This window comes from Paenibacillus sp. J22P143, assembly GCF_059692035.1.
Genome location: NZ_JCAUAQ010000005.1, coordinates 47,835 through 74,814, shown reverse-complemented (window position 1 = coordinate 74,814; position 26,980 = coordinate 47,835). Strand labels below are relative to the sequence as shown.

At 41.8% G+C, this 26,980-nt stretch carries 27 protein-coding genes; 26 read left to right on the top strand and 1 reads right to left on the bottom strand.

Features of this window, described 5'->3' with window-relative positions; translation table 11 throughout:
- The first annotated feature begins 1 nt into the window (after position 1).
- From AC58PQ_RS11315 to AC58PQ_RS11305, 3 genes are read left to right on the top strand one after another with little or no spacing between them, the layout of a single operon-like run.
- Positions 2 to 2,305, top strand: a complete 2,304-nt coding sequence (locus AC58PQ_RS11315; RefSeq protein ID WP_497242045.1) for a histidine kinase — start codon at positions 2 to 4, stop codon at positions 2,303 to 2,305.
- Positions 2,306 to 2,309: 4 nt separating this feature from the next.
- A complete protein-coding gene (locus tag AC58PQ_RS11310) occupies positions 2,310 to 3,878 on the top strand; it encodes a DUF4118 domain-containing protein (protein ID WP_497242044.1) in 1,569 nt (522 codons plus the stop codon).
- Complete coding sequence (locus tag AC58PQ_RS11305) at positions 3,844 to 4,542, top strand: response regulator (RefSeq protein ID WP_497242043.1); 699 nt, start codon at positions 3,844 to 3,846, stop codon at positions 4,540 to 4,542. Before AC58PQ_RS11310 ends, AC58PQ_RS11305 begins: the two co-directional genes overlap by 35 nt.
- A gap of 71 nt (positions 4,543 to 4,613) precedes the next feature.
- Here the strand turns inward: AC58PQ_RS11305 and AC58PQ_RS11300 are convergent, their stop codons facing one another.
- Entirely contained in the window at positions 4,614 to 5,288 is a 675-nt protein-coding gene (locus AC58PQ_RS11300) for a hypothetical protein (RefSeq protein ID WP_497242042.1), read from the bottom strand.
- Between the two features lie 254 nt (positions 5,289 to 5,542).
- Here AC58PQ_RS11300 and AC58PQ_RS11295 point away from each other — a divergent pair, with 254 nt between their 5' ends.
- From AC58PQ_RS11295 to AC58PQ_RS11185, 23 genes are all read left to right on the top strand, one after another.
- Positions 5,543 to 6,565 carry an HD-GYP domain-containing protein gene (locus AC58PQ_RS11295; protein ID WP_497242041.1) on the top strand — a complete coding sequence of 341 codons (1,023 nt, stop codon included), beginning with the start codon at positions 5,543 to 5,545 and terminating at the stop codon, positions 6,563 to 6,565.
- Positions 6,562 to 6,864 (top strand): helix-turn-helix domain-containing protein, encoded by a 303-nt coding sequence (locus tag AC58PQ_RS11290; protein ID WP_497242040.1) that lies wholly within the window; start codon positions 6,562 to 6,564, stop codon positions 6,862 to 6,864. Before AC58PQ_RS11295 ends, AC58PQ_RS11290 begins: the two co-directional genes overlap by 4 nt.
- A 215-nt stretch (positions 6,865 to 7,079) precedes the next feature.
- Positions 7,080 to 7,835 carry a YveK family protein gene (locus tag AC58PQ_RS11285; protein WP_497242039.1) on the top strand — a complete coding sequence of 252 codons (756 nt, stop codon included), beginning with the start codon at positions 7,080 to 7,082 and terminating at the stop codon, positions 7,833 to 7,835.
- Entirely contained in the window at positions 7,816 to 8,487 is a 672-nt protein-coding gene (locus AC58PQ_RS11280; RefSeq protein ID WP_497242038.1) for a CpsD/CapB family tyrosine-protein kinase, read from the top strand. The genes AC58PQ_RS11285 and AC58PQ_RS11280 overlap by 20 nt, the downstream gene beginning before the upstream one ends.
- 46 nt (positions 8,488 to 8,533) lie before the next feature.
- Positions 8,534 to 9,817: an efflux RND transporter periplasmic adaptor subunit gene (locus tag AC58PQ_RS11275; RefSeq protein ID WP_497242037.1), complete on the top strand. Its 1,284-nt coding sequence runs from the start codon at positions 8,534 to 8,536 to the stop codon at positions 9,815 to 9,817.
- A 22-nt stretch (positions 9,818 to 9,839) separates the two neighbouring features.
- Positions 9,840 to 11,549, top strand: coding sequence for a hypothetical protein (locus AC58PQ_RS11270; RefSeq protein WP_497242036.1), 1,710 nt, complete (start codon positions 9,840 to 9,842; stop codon positions 11,547 to 11,549).
- Positions 11,550 to 11,561: 12 nt separating this feature from the next.
- A complete protein-coding gene (locus AC58PQ_RS11265; RefSeq protein ID WP_497242035.1) occupies positions 11,562 to 11,768 on the top strand; it encodes a hypothetical protein in 207 nt (68 codons plus the stop codon).
- 83 nt (positions 11,769 to 11,851) lie between these two features.
- A complete protein-coding gene (locus AC58PQ_RS11260; RefSeq protein ID WP_497242034.1) occupies positions 11,852 to 12,634 on the top strand; it encodes a hypothetical protein in 783 nt (260 codons plus the stop codon).
- Positions 12,634 to 12,903, top strand: coding sequence for a PqqD family protein (locus AC58PQ_RS11255; RefSeq protein WP_497242033.1), 270 nt, complete (start codon positions 12,634 to 12,636; stop codon positions 12,901 to 12,903). The genes AC58PQ_RS11260 and AC58PQ_RS11255 overlap by 1 nt, the downstream gene beginning before the upstream one ends.
- Positions 12,890 to 13,345, top strand: a complete 456-nt coding sequence (locus tag AC58PQ_RS11250) for a signal peptidase I (RefSeq protein WP_497242032.1) — start codon at positions 12,890 to 12,892, stop codon at positions 13,343 to 13,345. Before AC58PQ_RS11255 ends, AC58PQ_RS11250 begins: the two co-directional genes overlap by 14 nt.
- Before the next feature lie 23 nt (positions 13,346 to 13,368).
- Positions 13,369 to 15,159, top strand: a complete 1,791-nt coding sequence (locus tag AC58PQ_RS11245; protein ID WP_497242031.1) for an ABC transporter ATP-binding protein — start codon at positions 13,369 to 13,371, stop codon at positions 15,157 to 15,159.
- Positions 15,128 to 16,201: a nucleotidyltransferase family protein gene (locus AC58PQ_RS11240; RefSeq protein ID WP_497242030.1), complete on the top strand. Its 1,074-nt coding sequence runs from the start codon at positions 15,128 to 15,130 to the stop codon at positions 16,199 to 16,201. The genes AC58PQ_RS11245 and AC58PQ_RS11240 overlap by 32 nt, the downstream gene beginning before the upstream one ends.
- A 117-nt stretch (positions 16,202 to 16,318) precedes the next feature.
- Complete coding sequence (locus tag AC58PQ_RS11235) at positions 16,319 to 18,256, top strand: lasso peptide isopeptide bond-forming cyclase (protein WP_497242029.1); 1,938 nt, start codon at positions 16,319 to 16,321, stop codon at positions 18,254 to 18,256.
- Positions 18,257 to 18,270: 14 nt separating this feature from the next.
- Entirely contained in the window at positions 18,271 to 18,402 is a 132-nt protein-coding gene (locus AC58PQ_RS11230; protein WP_497242028.1) for a paeninodin family lasso peptide, read from the top strand.
- A gap of 93 nt (positions 18,403 to 18,495) precedes the next feature.
- On the top strand, positions 18,496 to 19,431 hold the full coding sequence (locus AC58PQ_RS11225; RefSeq protein ID WP_497242027.1) for an aldolase: 936 nt from the start codon (positions 18,496 to 18,498) through the stop codon (positions 19,429 to 19,431).
- Positions 19,432 to 19,443: 12 nt separating this feature from the next.
- On the top strand, positions 19,444 to 19,737 hold the full coding sequence (locus AC58PQ_RS11220) for a lasso peptide biosynthesis PqqD family chaperone (RefSeq protein ID WP_497242026.1): 294 nt from the start codon (positions 19,444 to 19,446) through the stop codon (positions 19,735 to 19,737).
- A 48-nt stretch (positions 19,738 to 19,785) separates the two neighbouring features.
- Complete coding sequence (locus AC58PQ_RS11215) at positions 19,786 to 20,241, top strand: lasso peptide biosynthesis B2 protein (protein WP_497242025.1); 456 nt, start codon at positions 19,786 to 19,788, stop codon at positions 20,239 to 20,241.
- Between the two features lie 60 nt (positions 20,242 to 20,301).
- Complete coding sequence (locus AC58PQ_RS11210; RefSeq protein ID WP_497242024.1) at positions 20,302 to 22,083, top strand: ABC transporter ATP-binding protein; 1,782 nt, start codon at positions 20,302 to 20,304, stop codon at positions 22,081 to 22,083.
- A gap of 34 nt (positions 22,084 to 22,117) precedes the next feature.
- Positions 22,118 to 23,221: a nucleotidyltransferase family protein gene (locus AC58PQ_RS11205; RefSeq protein WP_497242023.1), complete on the top strand. Its 1,104-nt coding sequence runs from the start codon at positions 22,118 to 22,120 to the stop codon at positions 23,219 to 23,221.
- Positions 23,222 to 23,394: 173 nt separating this feature from the next.
- Complete coding sequence (locus AC58PQ_RS11200) at positions 23,395 to 24,126, top strand: glycosyltransferase family 32 protein (protein ID WP_497242022.1); 732 nt, start codon at positions 23,395 to 23,397, stop codon at positions 24,124 to 24,126.
- Between the two features lie 22 nt (positions 24,127 to 24,148).
- Positions 24,149 to 24,754: an acyltransferase gene (locus AC58PQ_RS11195; protein WP_497242021.1), complete on the top strand. Its 606-nt coding sequence runs from the start codon at positions 24,149 to 24,151 to the stop codon at positions 24,752 to 24,754.
- Positions 24,747 to 25,946, top strand: a complete 1,200-nt coding sequence (locus AC58PQ_RS11190) for a glycosyltransferase (protein WP_497242020.1) — start codon at positions 24,747 to 24,749, stop codon at positions 25,944 to 25,946. The genes AC58PQ_RS11195 and AC58PQ_RS11190 overlap by 8 nt, the downstream gene beginning before the upstream one ends.
- The gene (locus AC58PQ_RS11185; protein WP_497242019.1) at positions 25,943 to 26,980 is read left to right on the top strand and encodes a glycosyltransferase; all 1,038 of its coding nucleotides are present in this window, start codon (positions 25,943 to 25,945) and stop codon (positions 26,978 to 26,980) included. Before AC58PQ_RS11190 ends, AC58PQ_RS11185 begins: the two co-directional genes overlap by 4 nt.

The following is a 26,980-nucleotide window of genomic DNA, read 5'->3' as shown; positions in this document are numbered from 1 at the left end:
GTTGGAACATTTCAAAAGAAAAACACCTGAAGAAATCCTGTTATCTATCTCTAAGTTGCACCGGGGCAGCTTGAAAATTTATATCGGTGCCGTCAGCGGATCCGGTAAAACGTATCACATGCTTCGAGAGGGACATAACCTCAAGGGGCAAGGGATCGATGTGGTTATCTGTGCCGTATCGACGCTCCAAAGACCGGAAACCGTGGAACAATTGGGGGATCTGGAAAGGGTGCCGAGTATTCATTGGTTGAAAGACGGCGTGGAACAAAAGGATCTAAACGTGGATGCCTTACTTGAACGAAATCCGGAGGTTGTCCTTGTCGATGGGCTAGCTCATCGCAATCGGGAAGGTGCCGTTTTTCCAACTAGGCTTGAAGATATTAAATATTTACTCTCTCACGACATTAGCGTGATTACCACGGTGAATGTCTATGAGCTGGAAGGCGCGATGGAGGTTGCGCATAAACTGACAGGTATTGAAGTGGGTCACTGCGTACCCTCGGATACACTAGAACTGGCAGATGAGGTGAGGCTCATTGATGTGACGCCGGAGACGATTTTAACTCGAATGGAAGAAGGTCATTTAAAGGGGAACAAAGATGCAGCCTTATTTAAACGCGGGAATTTGGGCGTATTAAGAGAGCTAGCCCTCCGACTCGTCGCAGAAGATGTTAATGATTCTTTGGAAGCACATCGTGAACAAATGGGCTTTCAGGGGCCATCAGGAGCGACGGAACGCATTCTGGTTACGACTCAGTATCACTGGAATGGTTCTATTTATGTGCGCCGAGGGCAACAAATCGCGAAGCGATTGAATGGTGATCTTCATGTGGTCACGCTGCGTAAAAAAGGTAAAGCGCTTACCAAAGAAGCGGCTACTTTTCGTAGGTCGATTATGAAGCTTGTTGAAAAGGTTGGCGGAAAATTTGAAGAGCTGCCACTTTCATTTCGTCGTTGTATCCCTCAAATCTTAGTGGACTATGCGAACGCACATCATGTTACACGCATTGTGTTAGGTCACTCCAAACAAATGAGATGGCAAACATTTATCCAAGGCTCTGTCATCAATGGCTTGTTAAAACATGCAAAAAATGTTGATGTATTCCTGGTAGCCGATCGTGCCTCTCAGGAGGGAGAGCGCATTCTGCCTGCCCATATGCATACGCCCAAGGAGCCATACAAATATAAACGTCTGAGTAAGCAAGAAGTGGAGGCGAAAATCGAAAAAATCAGACGCGGCAGATTCAAGGTTTACATTGGCGCTGCGCCTGGTGTTGGTAAAACGTATACGATGCTGCGGGAGGGCAATGATCTGCTTAAAAAGGGGATCGATGTGAAAATTGGTCTGCTTGAAACGCATGGAAGAAAAGAGACGATCGGGCAAGTTGGTGATCTCACCATTTTGCCGCGGGCAGAAATACAATATCAAGGTGTGAAGCTTGAAGAGATGGATACAGAAGCTATCATTCGTCTGAGACCTGAAGTCGTCTTGGTTGATGAACTTGCGCATTCCAATGTACCCGGAAGTAAAAATAAGAAACGCTGTGAAGATGTGTTGGACCTTCTTGAAGCTGGCATATCGGTTATCTCAACTGTAAATGTTCAACACTTGGAGAGCTTAAATGATGCTGTTGAGCATATAACAGGTATTCGCGTGCGGGAAACCGTGCCAGATAGCATTCTTCGTACAGCAGATGAAGTTCAGTTAATTGACGTTTCCCCAGAGGCTCTACAGCTTCGAATGAGAGACGGCAAAATTTATGCGATGGTCAAAGTGGATCAGGCATTAAACAATTTTTTTAAAACGGGAAATCTCATCGCCTTACGTGAATTAGCGCTGCGTGAAATCGCAGATGATGTTGATGAGCGACTGGAGTCCATGGAGCGTAAAAGTTCTTTGCGTGGACCATGGCGAAGAAAAGAAGTTATTTACGTGTGCGTCACGGACATCTCGCAAGCCGATCGTTTAATTCGGCGGGGGTTTCGCATTGCGCATCGACTTAAAGCAGCTTGGCATGTAAGCTTTATTGCGGCAAGGCATACGGATGACGATTGGATGCCGAAGCTAGAGGTGCTAGAGAAGCTGACTAAACGCTTGGGAGGCGAATTCTCCTATCAAGAGGCTGTTAATCGCAATCAACTCCCACGCGTATTTGCAGCTAAAGCAAGTGAAGCTGGTGCTACGCAACTCATCGTATGGAATGATGCTACCGTCAAAAGGCTTCTACCGCATGCTGGACAAATGGATGTTCTCATTGTTGCTGATTATGATTCGTGGCAAACTTCGAGAATTAGGGTAAAATAAGCCTATGGAAACTCAAAAAAATGAACATATGAACTGGAAGTCGTATGGTTTGACTGCTCTTTTTATCGTCTTGTTGACGATTTTCCTTAAAGGTTTTGAATTTTTCTTTGATCTAGTCAATATCTCGCTTCTCTACATTTTTCCTGTTCTGTTTAGTGCAGTTCGGTGGGGGAAGGGACCTTCCTTTTTTGCTGCGGGATTAGGTGTTTTGGCTTTTGATTTCTTCTTTGTTCCACCTCAGCTCAGTCTTACGGTTGCTGATCTGCGTTATATCCTAACCTTTATTGTGTTCTTATGTGTAGCTGGCCTTACCGCAAGCCTTGCTTCAAAGCTTAGGGATCAATTCCAACAAGCTCAGAAGAAAGAAGCGAATACCGCTGCCCTTTACGCATTAAGTCGCAAGATTACAGCGATTTCAGACTTAGATGTATTGCTGGAACAGATTGTACAGCACGTTTCCGATACGTTGGATGCTAAGGCCGCTATTATTTTGCCAAATCAGGATGGTGAACAGCAGTTAGAAGCTTATTCGAAGGATGGTGGGGATTGGGCCAGAGATGAAGCCCACCTAACTATCGCCGGATGGGTGAATAATAACAATACGATTGCGGGTCGAGGGACTCGAACATTGCGTGGATCATCGGATCTGCATGTCCCCTTAGCTACAGACCAGCAGGTACATGGTGTGCTCGCTGTACAAGTTGGCGATAGATTAATGTCCGATATGCCTGAGCTTATTCGGATCATCGAAGCGCTCTCGGATCTTGTAGCCGTTGCGATATCTCGCGTGAAGCTTGCAAACGAAGCGAAGGTGGCGCAATTGACCGCGGAGTCGGAAAAGCTGCGGACCGCGCTGCTGGACTCGCTTTCCCACGAATTGCGAACACCCTTGGCAACAATCATTGGCTCAGTAACCGGACTTCTGGAAGGGGAGAATGTCTTTAGTCCTGAAGATCGACGAGAGCTGCTGCTGACGATTCGTGAGGGTTCCACACGGATGAATCGACTCGTTGGGAATTTACTCGGCATGGTTCGGATTGAAAGCGGCATGTTACGCTTAAATAAGCAATGGTGTGTGATCGAGGATGTTGTGGGTGTTGCCTTAACGCAGCTAAAAGATTCTCTGCAGAATCGAATAGTGCGGATAGATCTGGATCCGGATCTTCCATCTGTACCGCTGGATGAAGTTCTCATTGAACAAGTGTTGATTAATGTCATCAGTAATGCCATCAAATATTCGCCTGAAGGAAGCACAATCCTTATCCATGGGGAGGCGATGGGCGGAATGCTTAGGCTGACTATTGCGGATGAAGGGGAGGGCATTATTCCGGCCGATCGGGAGCGAGTATTCGAGAAATTCTATCGCGGTAATCGTACGTCGCATATCCCTGGCACAGGGCTTGGACTCGCTATATGCAAGAGCATCGTGGAAGCGCATGGGGGGGCGATTACTGCCAGTGCGAGGAGAGACGGTATTCGGGGAACCGCCATTCAAATAAGCTTGCCTACACAATTCGCTAAGAGGGACGGAGAGAACCATGACAACCACAGGGGCGAAAATTTTAGTCATTGATGATGAAGCACAAATACGCAAATTACTGCGGGTTACCTTAACCGCACATGGCTTTGAGACGGCTGAAGCCGCAACAGGAGAAGAAGGCCTGCTGCGGGCCACGATGGTCCGGCCGGATCTGATCGTACTGGATCTCGGACTGCCCGATATGACCGGCATGGAGGTTCTTGATGGTATTCGTGAATGGTCGAATGTTCCGATCATCATCTTAACTGCACAGGATCAAGAGGCTGATAAAGTCGCCGCCTTAGATCGAGGTGCAGACGACTACGTGACGAAGCCGTTCGGCATGGGTGAATTCATGGCCCGTATGCGCGTTGCCCTTCGGCATATCGCCAAAGCTCCTGATGAGCCTGTGCTGAAGCTCGGGCAACTTGTCATTGATTTAGCCAAACGCAGTGTCGAGCTCCAGGGTGAGAAGCTGAAGCTAACGCCAACGGAGTATGATTTACTCAAAGTGCTCGGTGTTAATGCAGGACGTGTCATGACCCATAAACAGCTGCTCAAACAAGTGTGGGGCGGTCAGCAGTATGAATCTGACAGCCAATACCTTCGGGTGTATATTGGACATTTGAGGAAGAAGATAGAGATAGATCCGACGAGACCTCAGTATATTTTGACAGAGCCGGGTATCGGGTATCGGTTTGCTTGGCAGGAGAACTGAATACATGGAGCGCAAAAAAAAGCTTCCTACTCCACGATGACGTGGAGCAGGAAGCTTTTTGGCATGCGGAATTAACAAGTAAACGAGTCGATAAAACGTAAATCAATACCAAAGAACATCCATGAGAATCCGGTCCAACGGAATCCAGAAACCGATGTCCGTCCAACGAACACTGGAAAATACCAGTATTGTTGTCCGTTGCTTTGCCATATATACGTGAATCGGAACAAGCAGCGAGAGATGCCCCCTGGATCTACGGCGTATACACCTGGCGCTTTAAGCGGCTTTTGCGGTGTGTGAGCTGGTGGGGCAGAAGTTGGCGGTTGATATCCGCCAGTACCAGGACCTGGTCCTGGTCCGCCCGGCATACCTGGGAATCCACCCGGCCCGCCAGGGAACCCTGGTCCACCTGGGAAACCGCCTGGTCCTCCAGGAAATCCTGGCCCACCCGGGAAACTGCCTGGTCCGCCAGGCATGCCTGGGAATCCGCCCGGTCCACCAGGGAAGCCAGGCATCATGCCGCCAGTTCCTGGGAAGCCAGGCATACCGAAACCACCAAGACCACCCAAGCCGCGTGGATCATAGGCAGGCACCCAACCATAATATTGCGGTACTGGATAGCCGTAAGGGTATGGCGTATTTTGCGGATAATAGGCAGTTGGATAGTCCGATTCCGTTGCCGCGCTTTGTGAAATCTCAGTATCAAGCTCTACGTCGCGCAGTTCTTGTTTTTTGTTCGAAGCCATTCGTGAAGTCCTCCTTAGGTAAATGCGGATAGTCGATACTTACTATATGCAGAGGAATAGACGGATGTCACGGATAGGAATTAACAAAAGTATAAGGATCATTAGACCTATTTGTCATGGTGTACTAAGTTTAACTGGGAGATTTAACCTAGGAGCAATGTCGAAATATAGGTTGAATTTCCCATATATTATGAAGTGAAATGTCGTATATAATTGAAAATGGAACGATTTTGAACTTACTGGAGCGGGATTTCTTGAGAGACCTACTAGGTAAAAGATTAAGATATGATGTGACAACAAACTATGGGCTAGTCTTAGTCCCCATTCATACCGTTCTCAATCAAGAGCACTTGGATATATTTAAGCAGCATCGTATTGATACCATGGATATCGTGACGACTAGCATGCCTGATCGCCAGCTTGAAACCGAACCCTCTCAAGATACGAATCGTCATGTTCAAAAAGCTACACAATATGCCAAAGACGTATTTGAACGTATTCAGACACATAAGAAAATACCGCTGCTTGAGATCAAGCATGAATTAATTCCCATCATCCAACAGGCGGCTGAGAACCCTGATTTATTTCAATTGTTTCAAGCTGTGAAAGCCAAAGATGAGTACACCCATCAACATAATATCGGTGTGGGCATCCTATCAACACTCATTGGTAAATGGATGGAATTAGCCGATACAGACGTTGCTCTATTATCTTTAGCAGCTACTATGCATGACGTGGGTAAAATCAAGGTTTCCCAAGAGATTCTGATGAAGCCAGGCAAATTAACGACAGCAGAGTACGAAGAGATTAAAAAGCACACCATTCTTGGTTATAATATGCTGCGTGAAACTGTGGGCATTAACTATCGTGTAGCGCTGGTTGCCCTGCAGCATCATGAACGAGCAGATGGCACCGGATATCCCTTGCAGCTGCAAAATAGTCAAATGGACAAAATGAGTCGAATCGTCGCTGTTGCGGATGTGTTCCATGCGATGTCATCCAAGAGACCTTATCACGAAATGATGCCTTTTCACGAAGTCGTCAGCCGCTTAAGGAAAGGTTTTTTTGGGGAATTAGATCCACATATTGTATCTGTCTTTTTACAAAATATCATTTGCAATTTAGTAGGCAGACAAGTACTTCTCACCGATGGTCGCTGGGGCGAAGTCGTCTATATTAATCCAACAGATGATACGAATCCACTTGTGAAAATCGAAAATACCTTTCTTGATCTCAGTCGAGAAAGACACATTCATATAAAGGAAGTTGTCGTATGAAGCCAATGATCTCAGATAATCCAGACGTTTTACTTCGATTTTATTCCAATTATGGTCTAACCCAACGTGAATCCGAAATTCTTTCGTTACTAGCGACATATGGGTACACGAACAAAGAAATTGCCGAAAATTGCTGTATCAGTGAGAAAACAGTGAAGATTCACCTTGCCAATATCATGAGTAAAATCGGCATTGGCTCCATGCGGAAGCTGCTAGCTTTGCTGCTGCAGCAAGCTCTGCTGGTTTCTCGACTAGGTACGAGTGAGTCTGTACGCGTTGCGTCGATGGGAATGAGATAATCAAAGAGTGTTACCTTAGTAAAGCAGCCTATCCTCCAGCGAGGAAAGTGCTGCTTTTTGATTTCTACAGCTCGTTTTAATTTGATACGATTTGGAACCAAAAACCATATAATTGTGTTGACATGATACGAAAAGTATCTTAAAGTAAGAGTAACAATTAAGATACAAATAGTATCATAGTGAATCGAAATTTAGACTTCTATTGGAGGGGAATCATGGAAATTAATATGAAAGAATATTTGATGGTCATAATGAAGCGATGGTGGTTAATCGTTATTATCGTTGGTATGTGTACCATCTTCACAAGTATGTATACAACTTCGAACTACGTTCCGGTCTATCAGGCCTCAACGAAATTAATCGTGAATAAAACGTATGAGCAAGATCAACTGGGTACGGAGCAGATCGATTATGGTGCGATCGGTGTTAATATGGCGCTCATTAATACGTACAAAGAAATCATTAAAACGCCAGCTATTATGGATAAAGTCGTCCAACGTTACCCTGATTTACGGGTTTCAACAGATCAATTAATTTCAATCGTCAATGTGACCAATTTGAATGAAACGCAAGTGATGTCGATTGTCGTGAGACATTTCTCACATGAAAGAGCTGTTGCCATCGCGAACGCCGTTTCAGATGTGTTCCAAACAGAAATCCCTCATATCATGAAGGTTGATAATATTACGATTCTGAATCGAGCCAAAATGCAGGACAATCCTACTCCTGTTAATCAGAAATCGAATCAATTGATCATCCTTAGTTTTTTTGCATCCTTGGCTGCTACAATTGGTATCATTCTTCTATTGGATGCGTTAGATGATACGTTGAAAACGGATGAGGATATTCGAGAGATGTTCGAAGCTTCAACGTTAGCTTACATACCAAAAGTGAAGTACAGGAAATTGAAACGGAAAAAGAAATTAAGTAAAAAAGCAGAGGAAATTTCATATGCGAAAACTATCTACTAATTCGGTTTCAACCGCCTTGATGCAAATAATCCAAACTTCCTCTACCTCAGAAGCTTACAGTTCCTTGCGATTTAATATTGAATGCTCGGTGTTCGGTCGGGATGCTAAGACCATTACGATTACATCAGCAAGTAGAGGTGAAGGCAAAACAACAACCGCGGTTCAATTAGCTGTCGCCTATGCTCAAATTGGCAAAAAAGTCATGCTGCTTGATGCGGATCTGCGGAATCCAACGATTCATTTGGTATTTGGCGTTGAACCAAGTAAGGGGCTAACCAATTATCTGGAAGGTCAGATTTCCATTCATGAGATCGTTCGAGAAACGATCGTAGAGAATCTCGAGTTAATTACATCGGGATCACGAATAAAGAATCCTTCGGGTCTATTGGCATCTAAGCCGATGGATACACTCCTCGCCATGCTGAGAGAGAACTACGATGTTGTCATTATTGATACTCCTTCGATACTGACAATTACGGATGCCAAGATTATGGGGAGCAAGAGCGATGGTGTACTACTCATTGCCCAATATGGCAAAGTCAAACGTGATATTGCGAAGAAAGTGAAAGAAGAGCTTACGCTAGCTAATATCAAATTGATCGGCGTAGTCCTTAACGAAGTGAAAAACAATCAAGCAGATGCTTATCTCTAATCAATTCTTTTGAAAAATTAAAGTAAGGGGAGAGAGTTTATAGCGAATGAGACAAAAAAGAAAAAAGCCACAGTCGCGAACGGTTAGAATTGCTTCTATTTTGACGCTCAGTATAGGAATTTTGGCAGGATGCTCGGACACCGCGGTTGAGAGTACAGACGCAAAATCAGTTTATACAGACCAAACGCAACAAACGGTTAGAGCCTTCAAAGTGATTAAACAAAAAATCGGAGACTCGCTTGAGCGCGCCGGTGAAGTACAATTTTCTGCTCAATTTAAGATCATGGCTAAAGCAACTGGGGAAATTGAGCAAATTATGAAAAAGCGTGGCGATATGGTTCAAGAAGGCGATGTTATTGTCAAATTAAAATCTAGTGAAATTCTTGCAGGGCGAGAAGCCGCAGCGGCAACCGTTAAGACACTGCAGGACGCAATTGAAAAAGCAAGAGTAAGAGGACAGAAAGAATCAGATAATCAGAAAGCTGAACTGAGGAATAGCATTCAGAAAATGGAAATTGGGATGACCACACTTGTACGCAGTTACAACAAAATGAAGAATGACTATGATATTGGATTAGCGACCAAAGCTCAACTGTACCAGATGGAAACCCAGATGATGAATGCTCGGATGGATCTGGATCAAATGAAGGTAAGATTGAACACATTTGAACCTATTGACATGACATCCGATATGGAGTCCCAACTGAAAGCAGCTAGACTTACCTTGCAGCAGGTTGAGCAATCTATCCAGAGTCTTGAAGTGAAGGCTACGGTTAGCGGTCTTATGACAGAGATGCCACTTGAGGCCGGAATGGGGATACAGGCAGGAGCCCAGATTGCCCTGATTCAACGACTGGATCCTATCAAAATTAAGTCCCAGCTATCAGATGAAGAAATGAAGCTAGCCAGTGGTAGGACGGCAATGTCGTATTTACTTCCTAACAACAAAACGATGTATCAAGGCGCCATTAGCTACCTTTCAAAAGTCATCGATCCTGAAACGAAAGCTTATGAAATTAATCTAGAAGTACCTAATAAGGATCTTCTCTTGAAGCCAGGTATGAAGTTGAAGCTCCAACTGTCGGAGGAAAAGGATCTCATTGTGGTGACTGTACCAACGTATAGTATCGTTAGAGAAGGCGATAACGCTTATGTGTATGTAATTTCGGGTGATACCGTCGAGAAACGCAGCATTCAACTAGGCCGATTAAACGAACCTAAGCAAGAAGTGCTCTCGGGTCTTAAGGAAGGCGAGTTGGTTGTGAAAAACAATCCAAGCTCATTAATGGATAAAGCGAAAGTTCAAGTAGCGGCAATTGAAGAGCAATAAATAAAAGATGGAGTGACTATCATTGAAAATAAACTGGAAAAAAACAACGATTATGTTCATCCTAACGGTCTCTTTGGTCATTCCATCGGCATCCTTCCGCGTTGCTGCTGATGAGAAATATGGACAGATATCCACACTCAGTCGCTACCAGCTTACAGACTCTCTTCAAGTTGAGGTTAAAAGCGTATTGAATGAACCTACCACAGAGGGAACGAAAATTGGTGCTGTGATTCGGTACTATAACGCAGGAGAGCGCTTAGTAGGTGTTCCTGAGTATGAAGTTCGTGTCAAGACAGATGAGGGTTTGGAATACATAATGCGTCCAAGTCTAACAAATGCGAAAAATATTCAACCCAAAGAAACCATAGAGCTGAGCTATTTGAACGTAGTAGATCGATATGACGTATTTGCCTTAAATGAGTTGTCGTGGTCGGACGTGGATGAATTCGTCTATCCGAAGGAAGAAAAGCGGATTATCTCATTGCCTATCGGAGACCTAGAGTGGAAAGGGGAGAAAGCGAATCTTTCGGACCCCGCTCAAATTAAGCAATGGCAGGATACCTTCACAATCCCAACGCAATCGGAGAAGATTACCTATCAACCTGTGAGCTTGAATGAACAGAATACGGCGAATGGCCTCAAAACAGTAGTGGGCTTCATAGCGACTAACATTGGAGACAAGCCTATCACAGTACCTGATTTTCGAGTAAATGGGAAGTCAGTGAATAAAGTACTCGTTGGTGAAAGACTGGAGCAAGATGAACTTATCCTAGAGCCTGGTGAGAAAAATTATGTGCATTATGCTATTCCAGTCAAGAACCGTGCAGAGTTGAAAAGCTTAACTGTTCTAACACCAGAGGACTTTGTGGCAGAGGATAGATCACATGTCTCCTATACCATTGGCAGATTAATGATTCAAGTAGGAGGCGCCATCAATTCAACTCGTCCTACGAGTCAAATGGGGTTATATGAGTGGAATAAGCCGATTCAATTCGATCCAATAAGTCAATTGATTGGGTCGGATGTTGAGGTATCCATGGTTGATCTGAATATGAGCGAAAGTGCTGGCGGCGGATTTAAAGCCGTAGTGGCTAAGTTTAGATTGCTGAATAAAGGTGGCGATTCCGAACCCGTTCCCCCATTCCAGACCGTGTTGACACTTGCTAATGGTAAAAAGTTCTCGGGAACTAGACAAGAAACGAAGGTTGATACACTGATTCCCAATATTAGCTACGTCATCTACTACACGTATATCGTGCCGAACTCAGAGACGGGTGAGCGCCTAACGATGGAGATACTGGATGGCAAAAGGGTTGAGCCCTATAACTTCACGATTGCTGCACTTAACACGAAAGTCATGGATACAACGGATAGTACCCTTGCTTTCTATCCATTTCATGTCGCATTAAATGATTCGTCCTTACAAACGAACTTCAACTTAGGAAAAGGTTATTCCTATAAGTTAGGGTTGAATTTTGATATTAAGCTGCAGGATGAGGTTGTCGTGGATCAGAACTTTTCCAAAATGAGATTAGAAGTAGCGGATGAGTCAAACCTAATTATGGCGTCGAAAGTGCTAGCGTTTACCGGTGAAAATAAGCTGGTTAGCGGCACAGAAATCTTTAACTTCGATGCGGATCGCTTTGAAAATACGTTGAACATTCGTCTGTATGAGATTATAGATACCCCATTCGGTGAAGTAAGAAGACTAGTGCAAACGTTGAAACGATAGGAGCGATAAACGATGGAAAATCAGTCCCAGAAACAAAAAGTGTATTCACCTCCGATGGTGTTAAGCCAGCAACCTGTGAGGTTTGAAACCGCCCAGAGTTTTAATAAAGGTCATGGTAATCTAAATCATCCTGGTAAGGGGAATGGCGGCATTAACTATCCTAATCCGCCTTATACAGGGCCGCACAACGGAAACGGCAAAGGCAAAGGTAAGCACTAGAAATAGTCAGACTGTGGAGGTCAATAAGATGCGTTACTGCGTAACCTGGCCTCCCTATTAATGAAGTCCCGAGGAGTAGAAGCATGGAACTCATTTATACGACAATTGGTGAGCATTGTATTCAAATTCAGACTCCGTCAAATAAAATCATGAATTGGATCCGAAGGAATTTCACAATTACTCCGCCAACACAGCGAGCACCTCATTTGTGGATTCATCTTCAAGATGGGTACGGCGTTCCTTTTGTTAATTACGAAGTGTCAATTACAGAGGAAGGCAATCAGATCATCTATCAACGTGCTGACTATCTGATCGAGGTTGATGTGGATTATCGCGAAGCGTCGGTCTCCGTATATAACGAATTGGCAGTCAAGCACGCTTTGATGAATCTCTACAGCTCTTTTCTAGTGCATATACAGTGGGGACTTTTAATACATTCGTCTTGTGTGATCGAGAATGATAAGGCCTATTTGTTCGCTGGACATTCTGGTGCTGGCAAATCAACCGCTGCGAAATTGTCGGATCCTCGTGAGCTACTCTCCGATGAAGCAACCATTGTCAAAATTACGCCAGATGCCATAACGGTGTTTGATTCTCCTTTTCGAAGCGAATTATCTAGATCCGGTATTAAGGAGAAGAGTTCTTTAGCAGGCATATATTTGTTGAATCAAGCGTTCAATAATCAAAGGGTAACACTAAGTAAATCGGATGGTTTTCTACAACTTATTGATAAAGTATTTTATTGGTCACATAGCTTGGAAGAAACCGTTCGTGTCCTACATTTGTTGCTCGATTTAGCCAAAACGGTCACGATTTGCGAACTGCATTTTCAGAAAAATGATACATTTTGGGAGTTGATCTCGTAATGGCGCAATATGTAAGAATGAATGATTATGAGTCCATTGAACTGGATATGGAATGGATTATCCTGAATACGGATGAATATACGTTAACGAAGCTGAACGGTGTCGGTGGATTTTGTTGGTCCATGCTTGAATCAGCACAAACAATAGGTTCAATCAGCGATGCGGTACGCAATGAGTTCCAATCGGTTGATGATAATGTGGAATCAGATGTTGAAGTATTTTTGCATGATATGATGAATCGGGGGCTTGTACAGCTTGCAGCATCCTAAGGAATTAGAGCAGCTCATTGCGCAGTCCATGGAGAACAGAGGTTGGATTGAACTCCCTGCTCATGGCATGAGTATGTATCCTTTCATTAAAAAGGGGGACATTTGTAGGTTTGTACGCGTGGAAGCGTCACGGCTGAAGAAGGGGGATATTCTCTTATTTCGTGCACGTCACGGTCATTTAATCGCCCATCGGTTGTCTCAAATCGTGATGAAGAATCAACAACCTCATTATCTGTGCAAGGGTGATACCAATGTATCCTATGACGAATTGATTTCACAGGATCAGATCATCGGAAGACTGATTTGGAAATACCGTAAGGGGCGAAGAATTCACATCACCAATCTAGCTTCAAGTGCCTGGGGCTGGGTTATTCTGACAATCCCTCCGTTATCGCGATTAGTACAATACTATTTGGTTCGAGTTAAACTTACGAAATCGTAGAATTAGTATGGAGTGTCGATGAGATGAATGATGTATGGCTAATGAAAGATGTCCGTAGAACATATGATGTGTTGAAGCCCTATATTAGGCAACATCGAAGACCCTATATCGGTCTATTCCTCTTGCTCTTCATAGACATTGCGCTAACTATTGGATTCTCATGGTTCTTTGGGACGATCACAGATGCCGCCATACATAGTAATTTCACACGGATGAAATGGTTAGTCCCGCTTGGTATCGTATTTGTACTCATAAGTATTACCTCCACCTATCTGAGCACCCTTTGGGAAACAATTGCCACAAATGCGGTTAAAAGGGACTTCTCCGAGCATTTATTCAAACATATTCTGCAATTGCCAGGCCAACACGTAAATCGCATTCATTCTGGTGATTTATTAGCTCACTTTACGAACGACTTGCATAATCTGGATGGCATTATTGGTAGCAGCCTCATTAATTTGATCAAATTACCCTTTATCTATATCGCAGTTCTCCTATATTTACTTCAAATCAATTGGAAATTAGCACTTCTATGCGTCATTGTAGCACCGATAGCTATGGTTTCTGGGGTTATATTTGGCTTATTACTTCGTAATAACAATAGGCGAATTCAGAATTTGGTCGTTCAATTCAATGTGCTGTTGAATGAGACATTCCAAGGTTTTTTCGTGATTCGTTCCTTCCTTATGGAGAAAGCGGTGTTCACGAAGTATGCCATTAAAAACAAGAAGCTTTATGCGTTGGAACTGAACAATGCTAGGCTGCGTGGATGGTTTTATGTGGGGAGTCAAGCAGCAGCTTCTACGACATTTTTAGTTAGTCTGTGTTTGGGTTCCTATTACATCTCCATTGGCATATTATCCGTAGGCGCTTTACTAACCTTCATCAATCTCGTGAATCATCTGGTGTATCCATTAACAGAGTTCGCTGGACAATGGGCCGGAATACAGAAATCGATGTCTGCTATGGAACGAATATTTAAAGTATTGGAGATCGAGGCGGAATCCGATGATTTCCCAGCCGCGATAAAAGTAGAGACTTCTATGTCCTCTATTGAGTTCAGAGATATTACTTTCCATTACGATGGACAAAATCATTTATTTGAACATATGAATCTACGAATTCCAGCTGGGAAAATCGTAGCGATCGTAGGCCTAAGCGGAGCAGGAAAGACCACGCTGTTCAATTTGCTCCAGGGCTTCTACAAACCACAAGCAGGTGAGATATTAATCAATGGCCGGTTAACTTCAAGCTTATCGATTTCCGAACAGAGGAGCTTATTCGCGCATGTATCGCAGGAAACCATGCTATTCAGCGGAACAATAAGAGACAATTTGTTAGTTGCGCGGCTCGATATAACCGATAGACAAATGATAGAGGCAGCGATAATAGCGGGAATTCATGCCTATATTTCTACGCTTCCTCATGGCTATGATACAGAAATCGGAGAAAACGGAATGTCATTATCAGGCGGACAACGTCAACGATTGGCGATCGCAAGGGCCATTCTAAAGGATGCACCGATACTGTTATTAGATGAGGGCACCTCAGCGTTAGATAATGAAACGGAGTATCAGGTGAAATCTGCCTTGGATCGCCTTATGCATAATCGAACCACACTCATCATCACGCATCGACTAGCGTCCATTCGCAAAGCTGATTACATTATCGTGATGGACCAAGGGGGAATTGTGCAAATGGGGAGACATGAGGAAATCGTAAAGCAGGAAGGCGTGTACCGTCGTTTGCATGGAATGGAATCAAAGAGAGGAGAATGGAGCTATGCAAATGCCTTTGATCAAAGCGTTGTATGATCCTCGGACGCCACTTCCGGTGGAATCGCAGTATTATGAGCATGCACTCGTGGATATTCAACGTTATTCCATAGCTCCACCTATCTATACGTTGCTCAATGAGCAGGGACAATGGGGCCAAGTTCCTGCTTTTTTTCAAGAACGGCTAAAGCAGCTATACGACGAGACGCTCTATCTTAATTTTTTTATCAAAAATCAATTAGACCAGCTCCTTCGAAAGTTCGAGGCGTCGCGTATTGCCGTCATTCCGTTAAAGGGAGTTCGATTTGCTGAGAAGTATTTCGGCCATTTTGGCGCTAGAGCGACATCGGATATTGATGTATTGATCCAGAAATCCGATTTGAATATCGCGATTAGTTGTCTAAAGTCACTCGGCTTCGACATTGAGGAGGAGAAGTCTCGCTCTCATTTCCATTGGAGCTTCTCTAAACGATTGCCCTCTAGTCCAATTCCATTGACCGTGGAGCTGCATTGGAATGTACTTGTTGAACAAACGTCCAATATCAATATGAGTGAATTCTGGGAGCAGGCTGTGCCATTAGCGTCTTATCAATTTGTGAAGGAGCTTTCCGTCTATCACACGTTCTATATGATTTGCTTGCACGGTTGGAGTCATTATATGGACTCACCCAAATATTATATGGATATTATGCAATTGATCCATCATCATCATGAGAACATTAATTTTGATGTGCTTTTTCAGGATGCTGCGTCTCACCAAACGCTGAGAAGAATACACCGCACGTTAGTGAAAGTGTATTGCCATTTCCCGCATCTCGGTGACATGAAGGAACTGCCTGTTTCTTATAATAAAGAGATTCGTGCGTCTGGCAGCCATTATTACGTTGAACTAGTGAATAAGATTCATAATAAGTTTTTTAACTTTGATTCTGCTTCGCATACTTGTGCTGCGCTGATCCACGCCTTCTCAAACTTGGTAAATTCCAGGTTTTCTACCAGAATAAAAAGTTTTAAAAGGCAGTTGACAGTGAAGATAGAAGATGATATTCTGATATTGTTCTCGATAAAGAACAAAAGGTGATCGAAAGAGAAACTTACGGACGAAGTGAAATTCACTAATATACAGTTGAATTGCACGGCATCGTTCTTTAATAAGAATTAAACGGTGGTATAACTATTTTGTGATGAGGGTGAAATGATGAGTGCTATTGCTGGAATATACAACTACAATCAAGAGCCAATTCAAATTGAGCATGGATATCGCATGATGTTCGATTTAGAGAAATTTCCAGCAGATGATATTCAAACATGGCACCAAGATCACGTATTCCTAGGCTGTCATGCACAATGGATAACGCCAGAATCCGTCGGAGAACGATTACCCTACTATGATTTTGCAAGAAAATTAGCAATCACAGCTGATGCAATCATTGATAACCGTGATGAGTTATTCGATAAATTACAAATTGAACGAGAACGAAGAGCGAAGATGCCGGATAGCGAGCTGATTCTGCTGGCGTACCATAAATGGGGCGAAGATAGTCCGAAGCACTTAATTGGTGACTTTGCCTTTATGATCTGGGATGAGCGGAAGCAGAAGCTGTTTGGGGCTAGGGATTTCTCGGGATACCGAACCCTGTACTACTGTAGAAATCAGTCCTTTGCATTTTGCTCAACCATTGAACCATTACTCTCATTATCTAATGTCAAAAAGCAGTTAAATGAGCAATGGCTTGCAGAATATTTGGCTATCACAGGTATGATTGATACGGTCGATGCTGCTTCAACGCCATATAAACATATTGAACAGCTTCCTCCAGCTCATAGTATCTCGATTATAAATGGAAACATTACTCTTCAAAGATATTGTATACTAACACCCGGTAAACCACTGAAGCTAAAATCGAATGAAGAATATGTTGAAGCTTTTCAAGACGTGTTTCAAAATGCCGTAACTGCTAGATTGCGAACACATCGTAATATTGGCTCTCAGTTAAGTGGCGGATTAGATTCAGGTGCTGTCGTTAGCTTTGCTGCAAGGGCATTACGAGCTGAGAATAAAATAATTCATACTTTTAGTTATATCCCTCCCAAAGATTTTGTTGATTTTACAGCTAAACAATTAGTGCCGAACGAAAGTCCATTTATACAATCTACTGTTGATCATGTAGGTGGTATTTCCGCTCATATTTTGGATTTTGAGGGGAGAAATTCATATTCCGAAATCGATGATTTTCTTGAGGTTTTGGAGATGCCTTATAAATTTTTCGAGAACTCGTTCTGGTTGAAGGGGATGTTCGAGAAGGCCCATGAACAAGGAGTAGGCGTGTTGTTGAATGGAGATCGAGGGAATTATACGATTTCTTGGGGAAATGCTCTTGACTATTATGCTTCTCTTTTGAAACAGCTGAAATGGGTAAGACTAGTAAAAGAGCTTGACCAATATTCAAGGAATGCCGGCGGTGCAAGATTGCGAAGATTGCCAAAGATCGCTAGAGTCAGTTTTCCGTTAATTAACAAAATTTTTCCAGATGGTACGTTATATCAACTTCCAAGATTGATAAATGAGAATTTTGCAAAGCGCACAGGCGTTTATGAGAAGCTGAAAGAGTATGGTGTTGATCAATCAGGATGGTTTAACTCAACTAACATCTATGAGGAACGCAAGAGTCTATTTGAAGATATTTTTCCGTGGAACGCTGGCAACACATTTAGCGCTAAACTTTCGCTAAGATACCGTTTATGGAAACGCGATCCAACCAATGATTTACGAGTGGTTCGTTTTTGTCTATCCGTACCTGAGGAACAATATGTTCAGAATGGTATGGACCGAGCCCTCATTCGTAGATCCACTAAACATTTATTACCAGATAATGTGAGGTTAAATCAACGTGTTCGGGGGCTCCAAGGTGCAGATTGGGTTCATCGAATGGTTCCACACTGGCCGAATTTTGTACATGATTTACATGAGTTGCGTACAGATCAACAATTTTTAGAACATGTCAATGGTGAATTAATTCAGTCGGCTTTAAAGAAGGTTGAGCAAGGGGGGCGAACCGAGTATTTCACAGATACGGATTATAAGATTTTAATGAGAAGCTTAATTATTCATCGATTTCTGAAAAAATTTGCATGAAGGGAGGTGAAACTATGAAAAAAGAATGGAAAAAACCTGAATTAGAAGTACTAGAGGTGAGCATGACAATGGGGGGAAGTACAGGCGCGCATTTGGATGCTGATTTCCCAAATGGAACGCCTTTTGATGACTTAACCTTTAGCTAACAATGAAAGCTTGCTACATATGAAAAAGGCCCTTATACATAAATTATCGTATAAGGGCCTTATCATAACTATTGTTATAATGGAGTGAAAATTATGATTGGTACAGAGAAGAAAGTCGTATATCGAGCGTTTGGATTATCCATGGTGAGTGAAATCCAAATGACTGAATTACCGAGCATTCAGAAGAATATGCAAGACATAGACATAGACATAGACATAGATATTGAAGTTGTTTATGAAGATTTATCTCAACGTTGGTCGAGGCTATCCAACCTACAGCAAGATTTTATTGTTGGTGACAACTTCATTATGTTTTATATTAAGGGGATTGCTACATTTTGTATCGAAGGAGGCAGGAAAATATATGTGGATCCCGTCGATCAAGCGGTCGAGGATGAGATTCGACTTCTGATACTTGGAACTTGCATGGGCATTATTTTATTGCAAAGGAACATCTATCCGCTTCATGGCAGCGCAATTGCTATTGAGGGGAAAGCCTATGCCATTATTGGAGAGTCAGGTGCAGGGAAATCAACCCTCGCAACGGCTTTATTAAATCAAGGGTATCAACTGCTAACTGATGATGTCATTGCAATTACTTTGAATAAGGATAACATTCCCATAGTGACGCCATCGTATCCCCAACAAAAACTATGGATCGAAAGTTTAACCAAATTCGGTATGGAATCGAATGACTATCGATCTATTTATCAGCGTGAAACGAAATTTGCTGTCCCAGTCCCTTCTAAATTTCACGCTAAACCGCTCCCTTTGGGAGGTATTTTTGAATTAGTCATTTCTGATGATAATGAAATGGCGTTAGTACCGATCGAGAAGTTAAATCGCTTCAACACTCTTTTCACACATACATATCGAAACTTCATTGTGCCTTTACTAGGGCAGGTGGAGTGGCATTTTACAACCTCAACGAAACTCCTATCTCACATCCAGATGTTTCAATTACGTAGACCGCCTGCTCGCTTTACGGCAAATGAACTAGCTTCTAGCATTGTAAGCACCATAACTTAGGAGGGAAAATAGATGTTGCATACACAACGCATAGTATTAGAAATGAAAGTCGTACAGGCGGTAGGGAATTTGGTTAGCGATATGGATGGCGAGAAGGTCATGCTGAACATCCAAAAAGGTAATTATTATAATCTAGGCACAGTAGGAGGAGTTATCTGGGAAAGAATTGCTTCACCAATTATAGTGAATGAACTCATTCGCAACATGATGGAAGAGTATGAAGTGGCTCATGAGGAATGCCAAGAGCATGTCATGTCGTTTCTGGAAGTACTATCGAAAGAAGGACTTATTGAAACTCAGGAATAGCTCAGTTTGCCTAATGATGTTTGTTGACGAAGAAAGGGCTGATGTTGAGTGAATAAAATCGGGATTTTTTTTTCCTATGATTGGAGAACCAGGCTCATTTACTTGGAAGCCTTTATCCTGTTGGGATGGGCTCGGGTTATGAAAAGCAGAGATTTGGCCACTATTGCTCCAGATCTCGGTGAGGTGATGGGTGAAACGACATTCGCTTCAATTGAAGCCAATCAGCATGTATTAGGACTGGTATCCCAAGCGGTCAACCGAATGAGTCGTCATACGTTCTGGGAAAGCATGTGTTTAGTTAAAGCGATAGCCGCTATGAAAATGCTAGAGAGACGCAACATCGAAAGCACCTTATATTTCGGCACAGCCAAAGATGAGGAGGGCAAATTGATTGCACACGCTTGGCTACGTAGTGGTCCCTATTACATTACGGGGCACGAAGTTATGAATAGGTTCACGGTCGTGAACAAGTTTGCTAAACATTTGAAAAAAAAGGGAGGGTAATTGCAGTCTGATAGTACATTGCGTACAGTGAGATACAGCCTTGCCTTAGGAGGAAGTTCATTGAGACATGTCCTTTACTTTGCCAAAAGAATTCATTCCTATTCAGGACGAATTCTTTACTTCAACCTCATCGGTATGGTGATTAGCAGTTTGCTAGAGAGTGTTGGGATTTTCCTTCTAATCCCTTTAATTAATCTAACTGGTATGTTAGATGTTAAGTCTAATGAAGTTGCAGCCATTTCCTGGGCGCAACATGTTCTTCAAAAAATACCTGCAAATATAAGCTTGCTTCTAATTCTTTCCTTATATTTATGCTTATTGATCGGACAAAGTTTTTTCGTGCGAAAACAAACGATCCTTAATGCGAAAATCCAACAAAGCTATACGCGGCATTTAAGAGAGGAAACCTACCAATATGTACTCCAAGCGAATTGGAAATTTTTCTTGAAAACGAGAAATTCAGATTTAATAAACGCATTGATTTCCGAGATCTCCCGCGTAAGTGCTGGGACGCAAATGTTTTTACAGCTACTGGCGTCACTTGTATTCACAGCTATCCAAATTGGCATAGCTTTTTGGTTATCTCCAACGATGACCATGTCTGTGTTTTTTTTCGGTGCAGTGCTTATTCTCTCTTCCCGAAAGTTTATAAGCAAATCAAGTGTTATTGGTGAAGAAACGACGCAATTAAACAGAGCTTATCTAGCGGGAATTACGGATAACTTTAATGGTATTAAAGAAATTAAAAGCAATTCCTTAGAAGAGTCACAGATAAAATGGATTGGAATACTGAGTAAAAAAATAGAAAATAACTTAATCGAAATGATTAAATTGAATACGAAATCACAGTTACTTTTCAAGGTTGTATCGGTATGTTTAATGACATCATTTGTATTCTACTCGATCAAGATGTTTCAAGCACAACCTACACAATTATTGTTAATTCTCGTTATTTTCTCACGATTATGGCCGAGATTTAGCGGGTTGCAAGCCAATTTAGAACAACTAAGCGGAGTGATTCCTTCGTTTAAGGGGATTATTCAATTGCAAAAAGAATGTCAGATGGCGAAGGAATTAAGTGAAGATGATTATCGAGCAATTGAGCCACTTTATATGAAACAAGCCATTCAATGTCGCAATGTCTCGTTCCGATATCATGCTAATCAGTCGAAATATACACTTCATAACATTAATCTGACGATCCCAGCGAATCAAATGACGGCAATTATTGGTCCTTCAGGTGCTGGAAAGAGTACATTAATTGATCTACTTATGGGGTTGAATCTTCCTGAGAAAGGTCAAGTTCTGATCGATGGAGTCCCATTAACAAGTGATAATTTATTAGCTTTACGACGCTCAATCAGCTATGTGCCGCAAGATCCGTTCCTTTTTAATGCAACTGTACGAGAAAACTTACTCCTGATGAATCCAGAGGCTAGTGAGGAACATCTGTGGGAATCTTTACAATTTGCGGCTGCCGCAGACTTTGTTGCGAAATTACCTCAAGGACTCGATACCCACATCGGTGACCGCGGCGTGAAATTATCAGGCGGAGAACGACAACGGATAGTCATAGCAAGAGCCATTTTGAAAAAACCTTCCATTCTCGTTCTTGATGAAGCTACAAGTGCGCTAGATACCGAAAATGAAGAGAAAATACAGCAAGTCGTACAGTTGTTAAAAGGGGGCATGACGATCATTGTGATTGCACATCGGTTAACGACCATTCGCAATGCGGATCTAGTCATTGAGCTGGATCAAGGCAGGATTGTCAAGATTGGCGGATTCAATGAGATTGTTCAGAATACGCACATAGTTACTGAGCATGTAACGAACTGGTGAGGTACTTAATGAGAAAGAGAAAGGAAGAGTTCTATTGATCAATGAGCTTATCAAGTCATTATATGATTCTAACATCAAGCTGCCTCAAGAAGAATTTGATTATGAGCAATTATTAGGTGCAGTTGTAGAGAATGGCATCTCCCCACAAGTGTATTATTTACTTGATCAACAGAATCTGCTACAGCATACTCCCAGTTCATTTCAGAAAGTGTTGAAGCGTAATTATAAGGGCGTCTTCTACTTCAATATGTTCCTGAAGGGTCAGACAGATCTATTGCTCGGACAGTTTGAAAAGGCATGCATTGAGGTTATTCCGATCAAAGGCATTTATTTTGCGGAAAAATACTTTGGACATTTAGGGGCAAGAGGTACGACAGATATAGATATATTAGTTAGAAAAACCGATCTTGATAAGGTCATTGCTTTAGTGAAATCATTGGGATTCGACAAAGAAGAAGAAGTAGAACCTGATCACTTCCACATTAGTTTCAGTAAAATCGCATCTGGTACATCATTCCCAGTGAAAATAGAAATTCACTGGGATGTGTTGAAGATAAGAACCTCGAATTTCAAAATCGAAGAATTTTGGCATAAAGCTGAAGCATGGGTTAATCACAAGTATGTCAAGTCATTATCGGACCAGCATACGTTTTATCTAATGTGCCTCCATGCATGGAGGCACAATTTGGATTCTCCAAAACATTATTTGGATATTATTCAAATGATCACTATGATGGGTGAGCGTTTAGATTATGAGGAACTGTTAAGGGATGCGAAAGCTCACCAGACGTATAAGCGGATGAAGAGAACATTGTCTATTGTGTATGGCGAGTTTCCGATGTTGCATCGGTTTAAGAAACTTCCTTTGCATAAGGTTAAGTCACAGTGGGGATCCAATCTGTTCTCACCAAAAAGAGGAATGGGCAAATATGTAGATTTTATTGATTATCAGTTCCTAAGTTATGATGTAACAAAGCATAGCTTAATTGAAATATCAATATGGCTCTTTCCAACTAGATCGGATGTTGTTTCACAATTAAACCATGATTATAAGAATAGTTCATACTGGGTTCAATTAATGTATCTGTATAAACAAAGATGTGCTAGTGCAGCAAAGGCAGTGATATCAAAATCTTAAAATGGATGTTCAGCAGCAAAGAGAAAATGATGTTGACATGTTCTCTATAAAGAACTACAATTTAAAGTAATTAGGAAGATTAATTCGAAAATCAGCAAACTTTTACAAGTTAGTTTGTAAGGTTGTTCTTTATTTAGAACATTAGTCTTTGTAGATAATGAAGGAGAATGAACATGGATACAAACAAAATACCTAAGATCATTCACTATTGCTGGTTTGGCGGAAAAGAAAAGCCTGATATTGTGAAGCGCTGTTTAGAAAGTTGGCGTAAACAGCTAACTGGCTATCAATTAATAGAGTGGAATGAAAACAACTTTGATATCAGCGTTAACTTATATGTCAAAGAAGCTTATGACGCAGGCAAATTTGCGTTCGTTAGTGATTATGCTAGGCTGTATGCTCTTTTTCACTTTGGCGGTATCTACTTAGACACTGATGTAGAGGTTTTCAAATCCTTTGATAACCTGTTGCATCATGAGACATTTTGGGGATTTGAGCAAGAGAATTTTATCGCGACAAGTACAATTGGTGCTGCCAAAGAAAATAAACTGATCCAAGTTTTTATGGATTTCTATCAACATAAGAACTTCATTCTTACAGATGGCTCCTTTGATTCGCTCACCAATGTAGCCGTGATAACGGACATTCTTGGTGAGAGGGGAGTTATCCCTAACGGGAAATATCAAGAGATTGAGGGCATTGGAACTTTTTATCCCCAGACCTATTTTTCATCCTATGACTATATTAATTGTAGGTATTTGAAGACAGAGAACAGTTATGCGATGCACCATTTCCATAAAAGTTGGCTGCCGCCGAAAGAGAGATGGAAGGGACGATTGAAGTTCCTGCTAGCGAGAGTGATAGGCGGAAATAATATAGCGAGATTGCGAAAATTGCTACATTAAAATAATTCACTAGGAGAATCCTATGATACGAATTGTAAGGAAAATCATAGCTACGCTTCTTGCGGAGAGTCGCGGACGAGGATTCTATTATATGCTTATTATGAATGTCTCACACAGTATGGGGATGCTGCGGGCATTCGTGAATAAGCTCCTGTATTTCAAAAATATTCAATCCACCATTTTCTCTCTTCAGTCCAATAGTAGAATTGAAGTATTTAGCAAAAATGCAAAAATCGTCGTGGGTACTTTCGTGTTCATTCGAAAGAACACAAGTATTCGAGTCGACCATGATGGAGAGTTATATTTGGCGGATAAAGTATTCATCAATGATAACTGCACCATTAATTGTGCGCACCGAATATCCATCGGGAAAAATACCAAGATAGCTCCCAATGTAAGTATTAATGATCACGATCATAATTATAAGCATCATACTGACGGTCATCTCCTTAAAGGAGCAGTCATAATCGGAGAGAATGTATGGGTAGGATCCAATGTTGTCATTCTTCGAGATACGGTCATCGGTGATAATGCCGTGATCGCGGCGGGAAGTGTCGTGAAAGGACATGTGCCAGCTAATACGGTCTTCTTAAATAAACGAGAAAAGAGCTACATCCAATATGCATAAAATATTAATTACTGTTTATGACATGGAAATTGGAGGCATTGAGAGAAGCTTAATCAACATGCTGGAGAGTTTTGACTATGATTACTATGAAGTCGATCTCTTCATCTGCCATCATTCTGGTGATTTCCTAAGCCTAATTCCTGAGAAAGTCAATATTCTTCCACAACTACCTGCGTATACTGTGTTCCGTAAATCCATGCGCCAGTGCTTACAGGAAGGTCAAGTCTCAGCTGTCTTGATTCGATTATTGGCCAAAGTCGTTTCAAGTTTGAAGGCAAGATCCAGACAACTGAAAGAGGGATCGGGCTATATCCAAATGCAGCTGGTGCCTAAATACATGTCGTATGTACTGCCGACTTGGGAGAAAAAGTACGATTTAGCTATTAGTTATGCGTGGCCGCATGATCTTGTGGCGAATAAAGTGAACGCGCGGAAGAAGATCGCATGGATTCATACCGATTACAGTGAATTAGAGATTGATAATGATATCGACTTGGCTGTCTGGAAAAAATATGATGTGATAGCCTCGATCTCGGATGCAGTAACGGACGCCTTTATCCAAACATATCCCACCTTGTCGAATAAGATCCAGCTCATCGAGAATATTACTTCGCCGGTGTTCATCAAAAAAATGGCGGATGATCCTATTAGCTTGGATGTTGCAATGCCGAATCAGTTCAACATTGTATCAGTAGGACGTTTGTCATATGTCAAAGGATTTGATATGGCGGTGAGTGCATTAAGACTACTGCATGATAAAGGGCTAACGCATATCAAATGGTTCGTAGTGGGGTATGGCGGATATGAGGAACAGCTGAAACAACTCATAGCGGAGAACAATTTAGTCGATAGCTTCATTCTGGCAGGCAAACAAATGAATCCTTACCCTTATATGAAGCTATGTGACTTATACGTGCAGCCATCTCGCTATGAAGGAAAAGCTGTAACGGTGACCGAAGCCAAAATCCTGGGTAAGCCGATTCTCATTACGAGATATCCGACAGCTAGCAGTCAAATTGAGGATGGTGTGGACGGCTTGATTTGCGATCTTAGCGTGGAGGGGATAGCGGAGGGGATCGAGCGGATGTATACGAGAAGTGAATTACGCAATGATTTAATTCATAACATTCAGCGACAAGATTATGCCAACACCTTCGAGTTAAATAAGTTATACGGAGTGATATCCTCATGAGTATTCAAGTAAGTGTTGTCATCCCTGTTTATAACGCGGAGAGATACCTGATCGCATGTATTGAGTCCTTACTAAGACAGACTCTTCAAGAATGTGAGTTTATTTTTATAAATGATGGATCGAAGGACAATAGCGAGCAAATCATTGAGAATTACAAAAAGTTAGATTGTCGAATAAAACTTATTACACAAGAAAATGAAGGTGTCAGTTCTGCAAGAAATGTGGGGTTAAATACAGCAGTTGGAGAATATATCGGATTTGTCGATGCAGATGATTATATAGAACAAGACATGTATGAAACCTTGTATGTTGCAGCAAAACAAGGCGATTGCGATGTTGTCATTTCAAATTTTGAAAGTGAGATGAATGGAAGAAAATCTATTACAAACTATTCTTTTCCATTAGATAAGGTTCTAAAAAAAGATACGATAGAAGAAGAAATATTACCATACTTCCTTAGAGCAGATAACCTAAATAGTGTGTGTAATAAAATATATAAAGCTAAAGTAATTAATAGAAACAATCTTAAATTCCCAGATAAGGTTGCATTAGGTGAAGATGGCATATTCAATATTTATTTCTTTAGTCACGCTACGGCAATAAAATACATTGATTATATAGGATATCATTATAGGGAAGTACTGGGTAGTGCTACCAGGAACTTATCCAAGCAGGATTATTTTACAAGAGCTGTAGAGATCTATAAGTTGGAATTGCCAGAAGTATTTGAGAGGCAAACAGACAAGAATAAATTGCTGCAGTTCAAGTCAATAAGATTAATAAATTGTGTGATGTCTTACATTCATATTTATTTCACACCTACGAAAGTTGTAGGTTTCGGTAAAAGGTACAGATATGTAAAGAAAATGATAGGCAATAAATATGTTCGAGAGGCATTGCCAGTATATTATAGTGAATTTTACCATTCTCTAGGAAGATATGAAAAGTTTATTGCAGATATGATAAGGATTAAATCTATTTTCGGATTATATATTGCTACTGCTTATAGTAGATTCAGAAATGGAGGAGTTTAA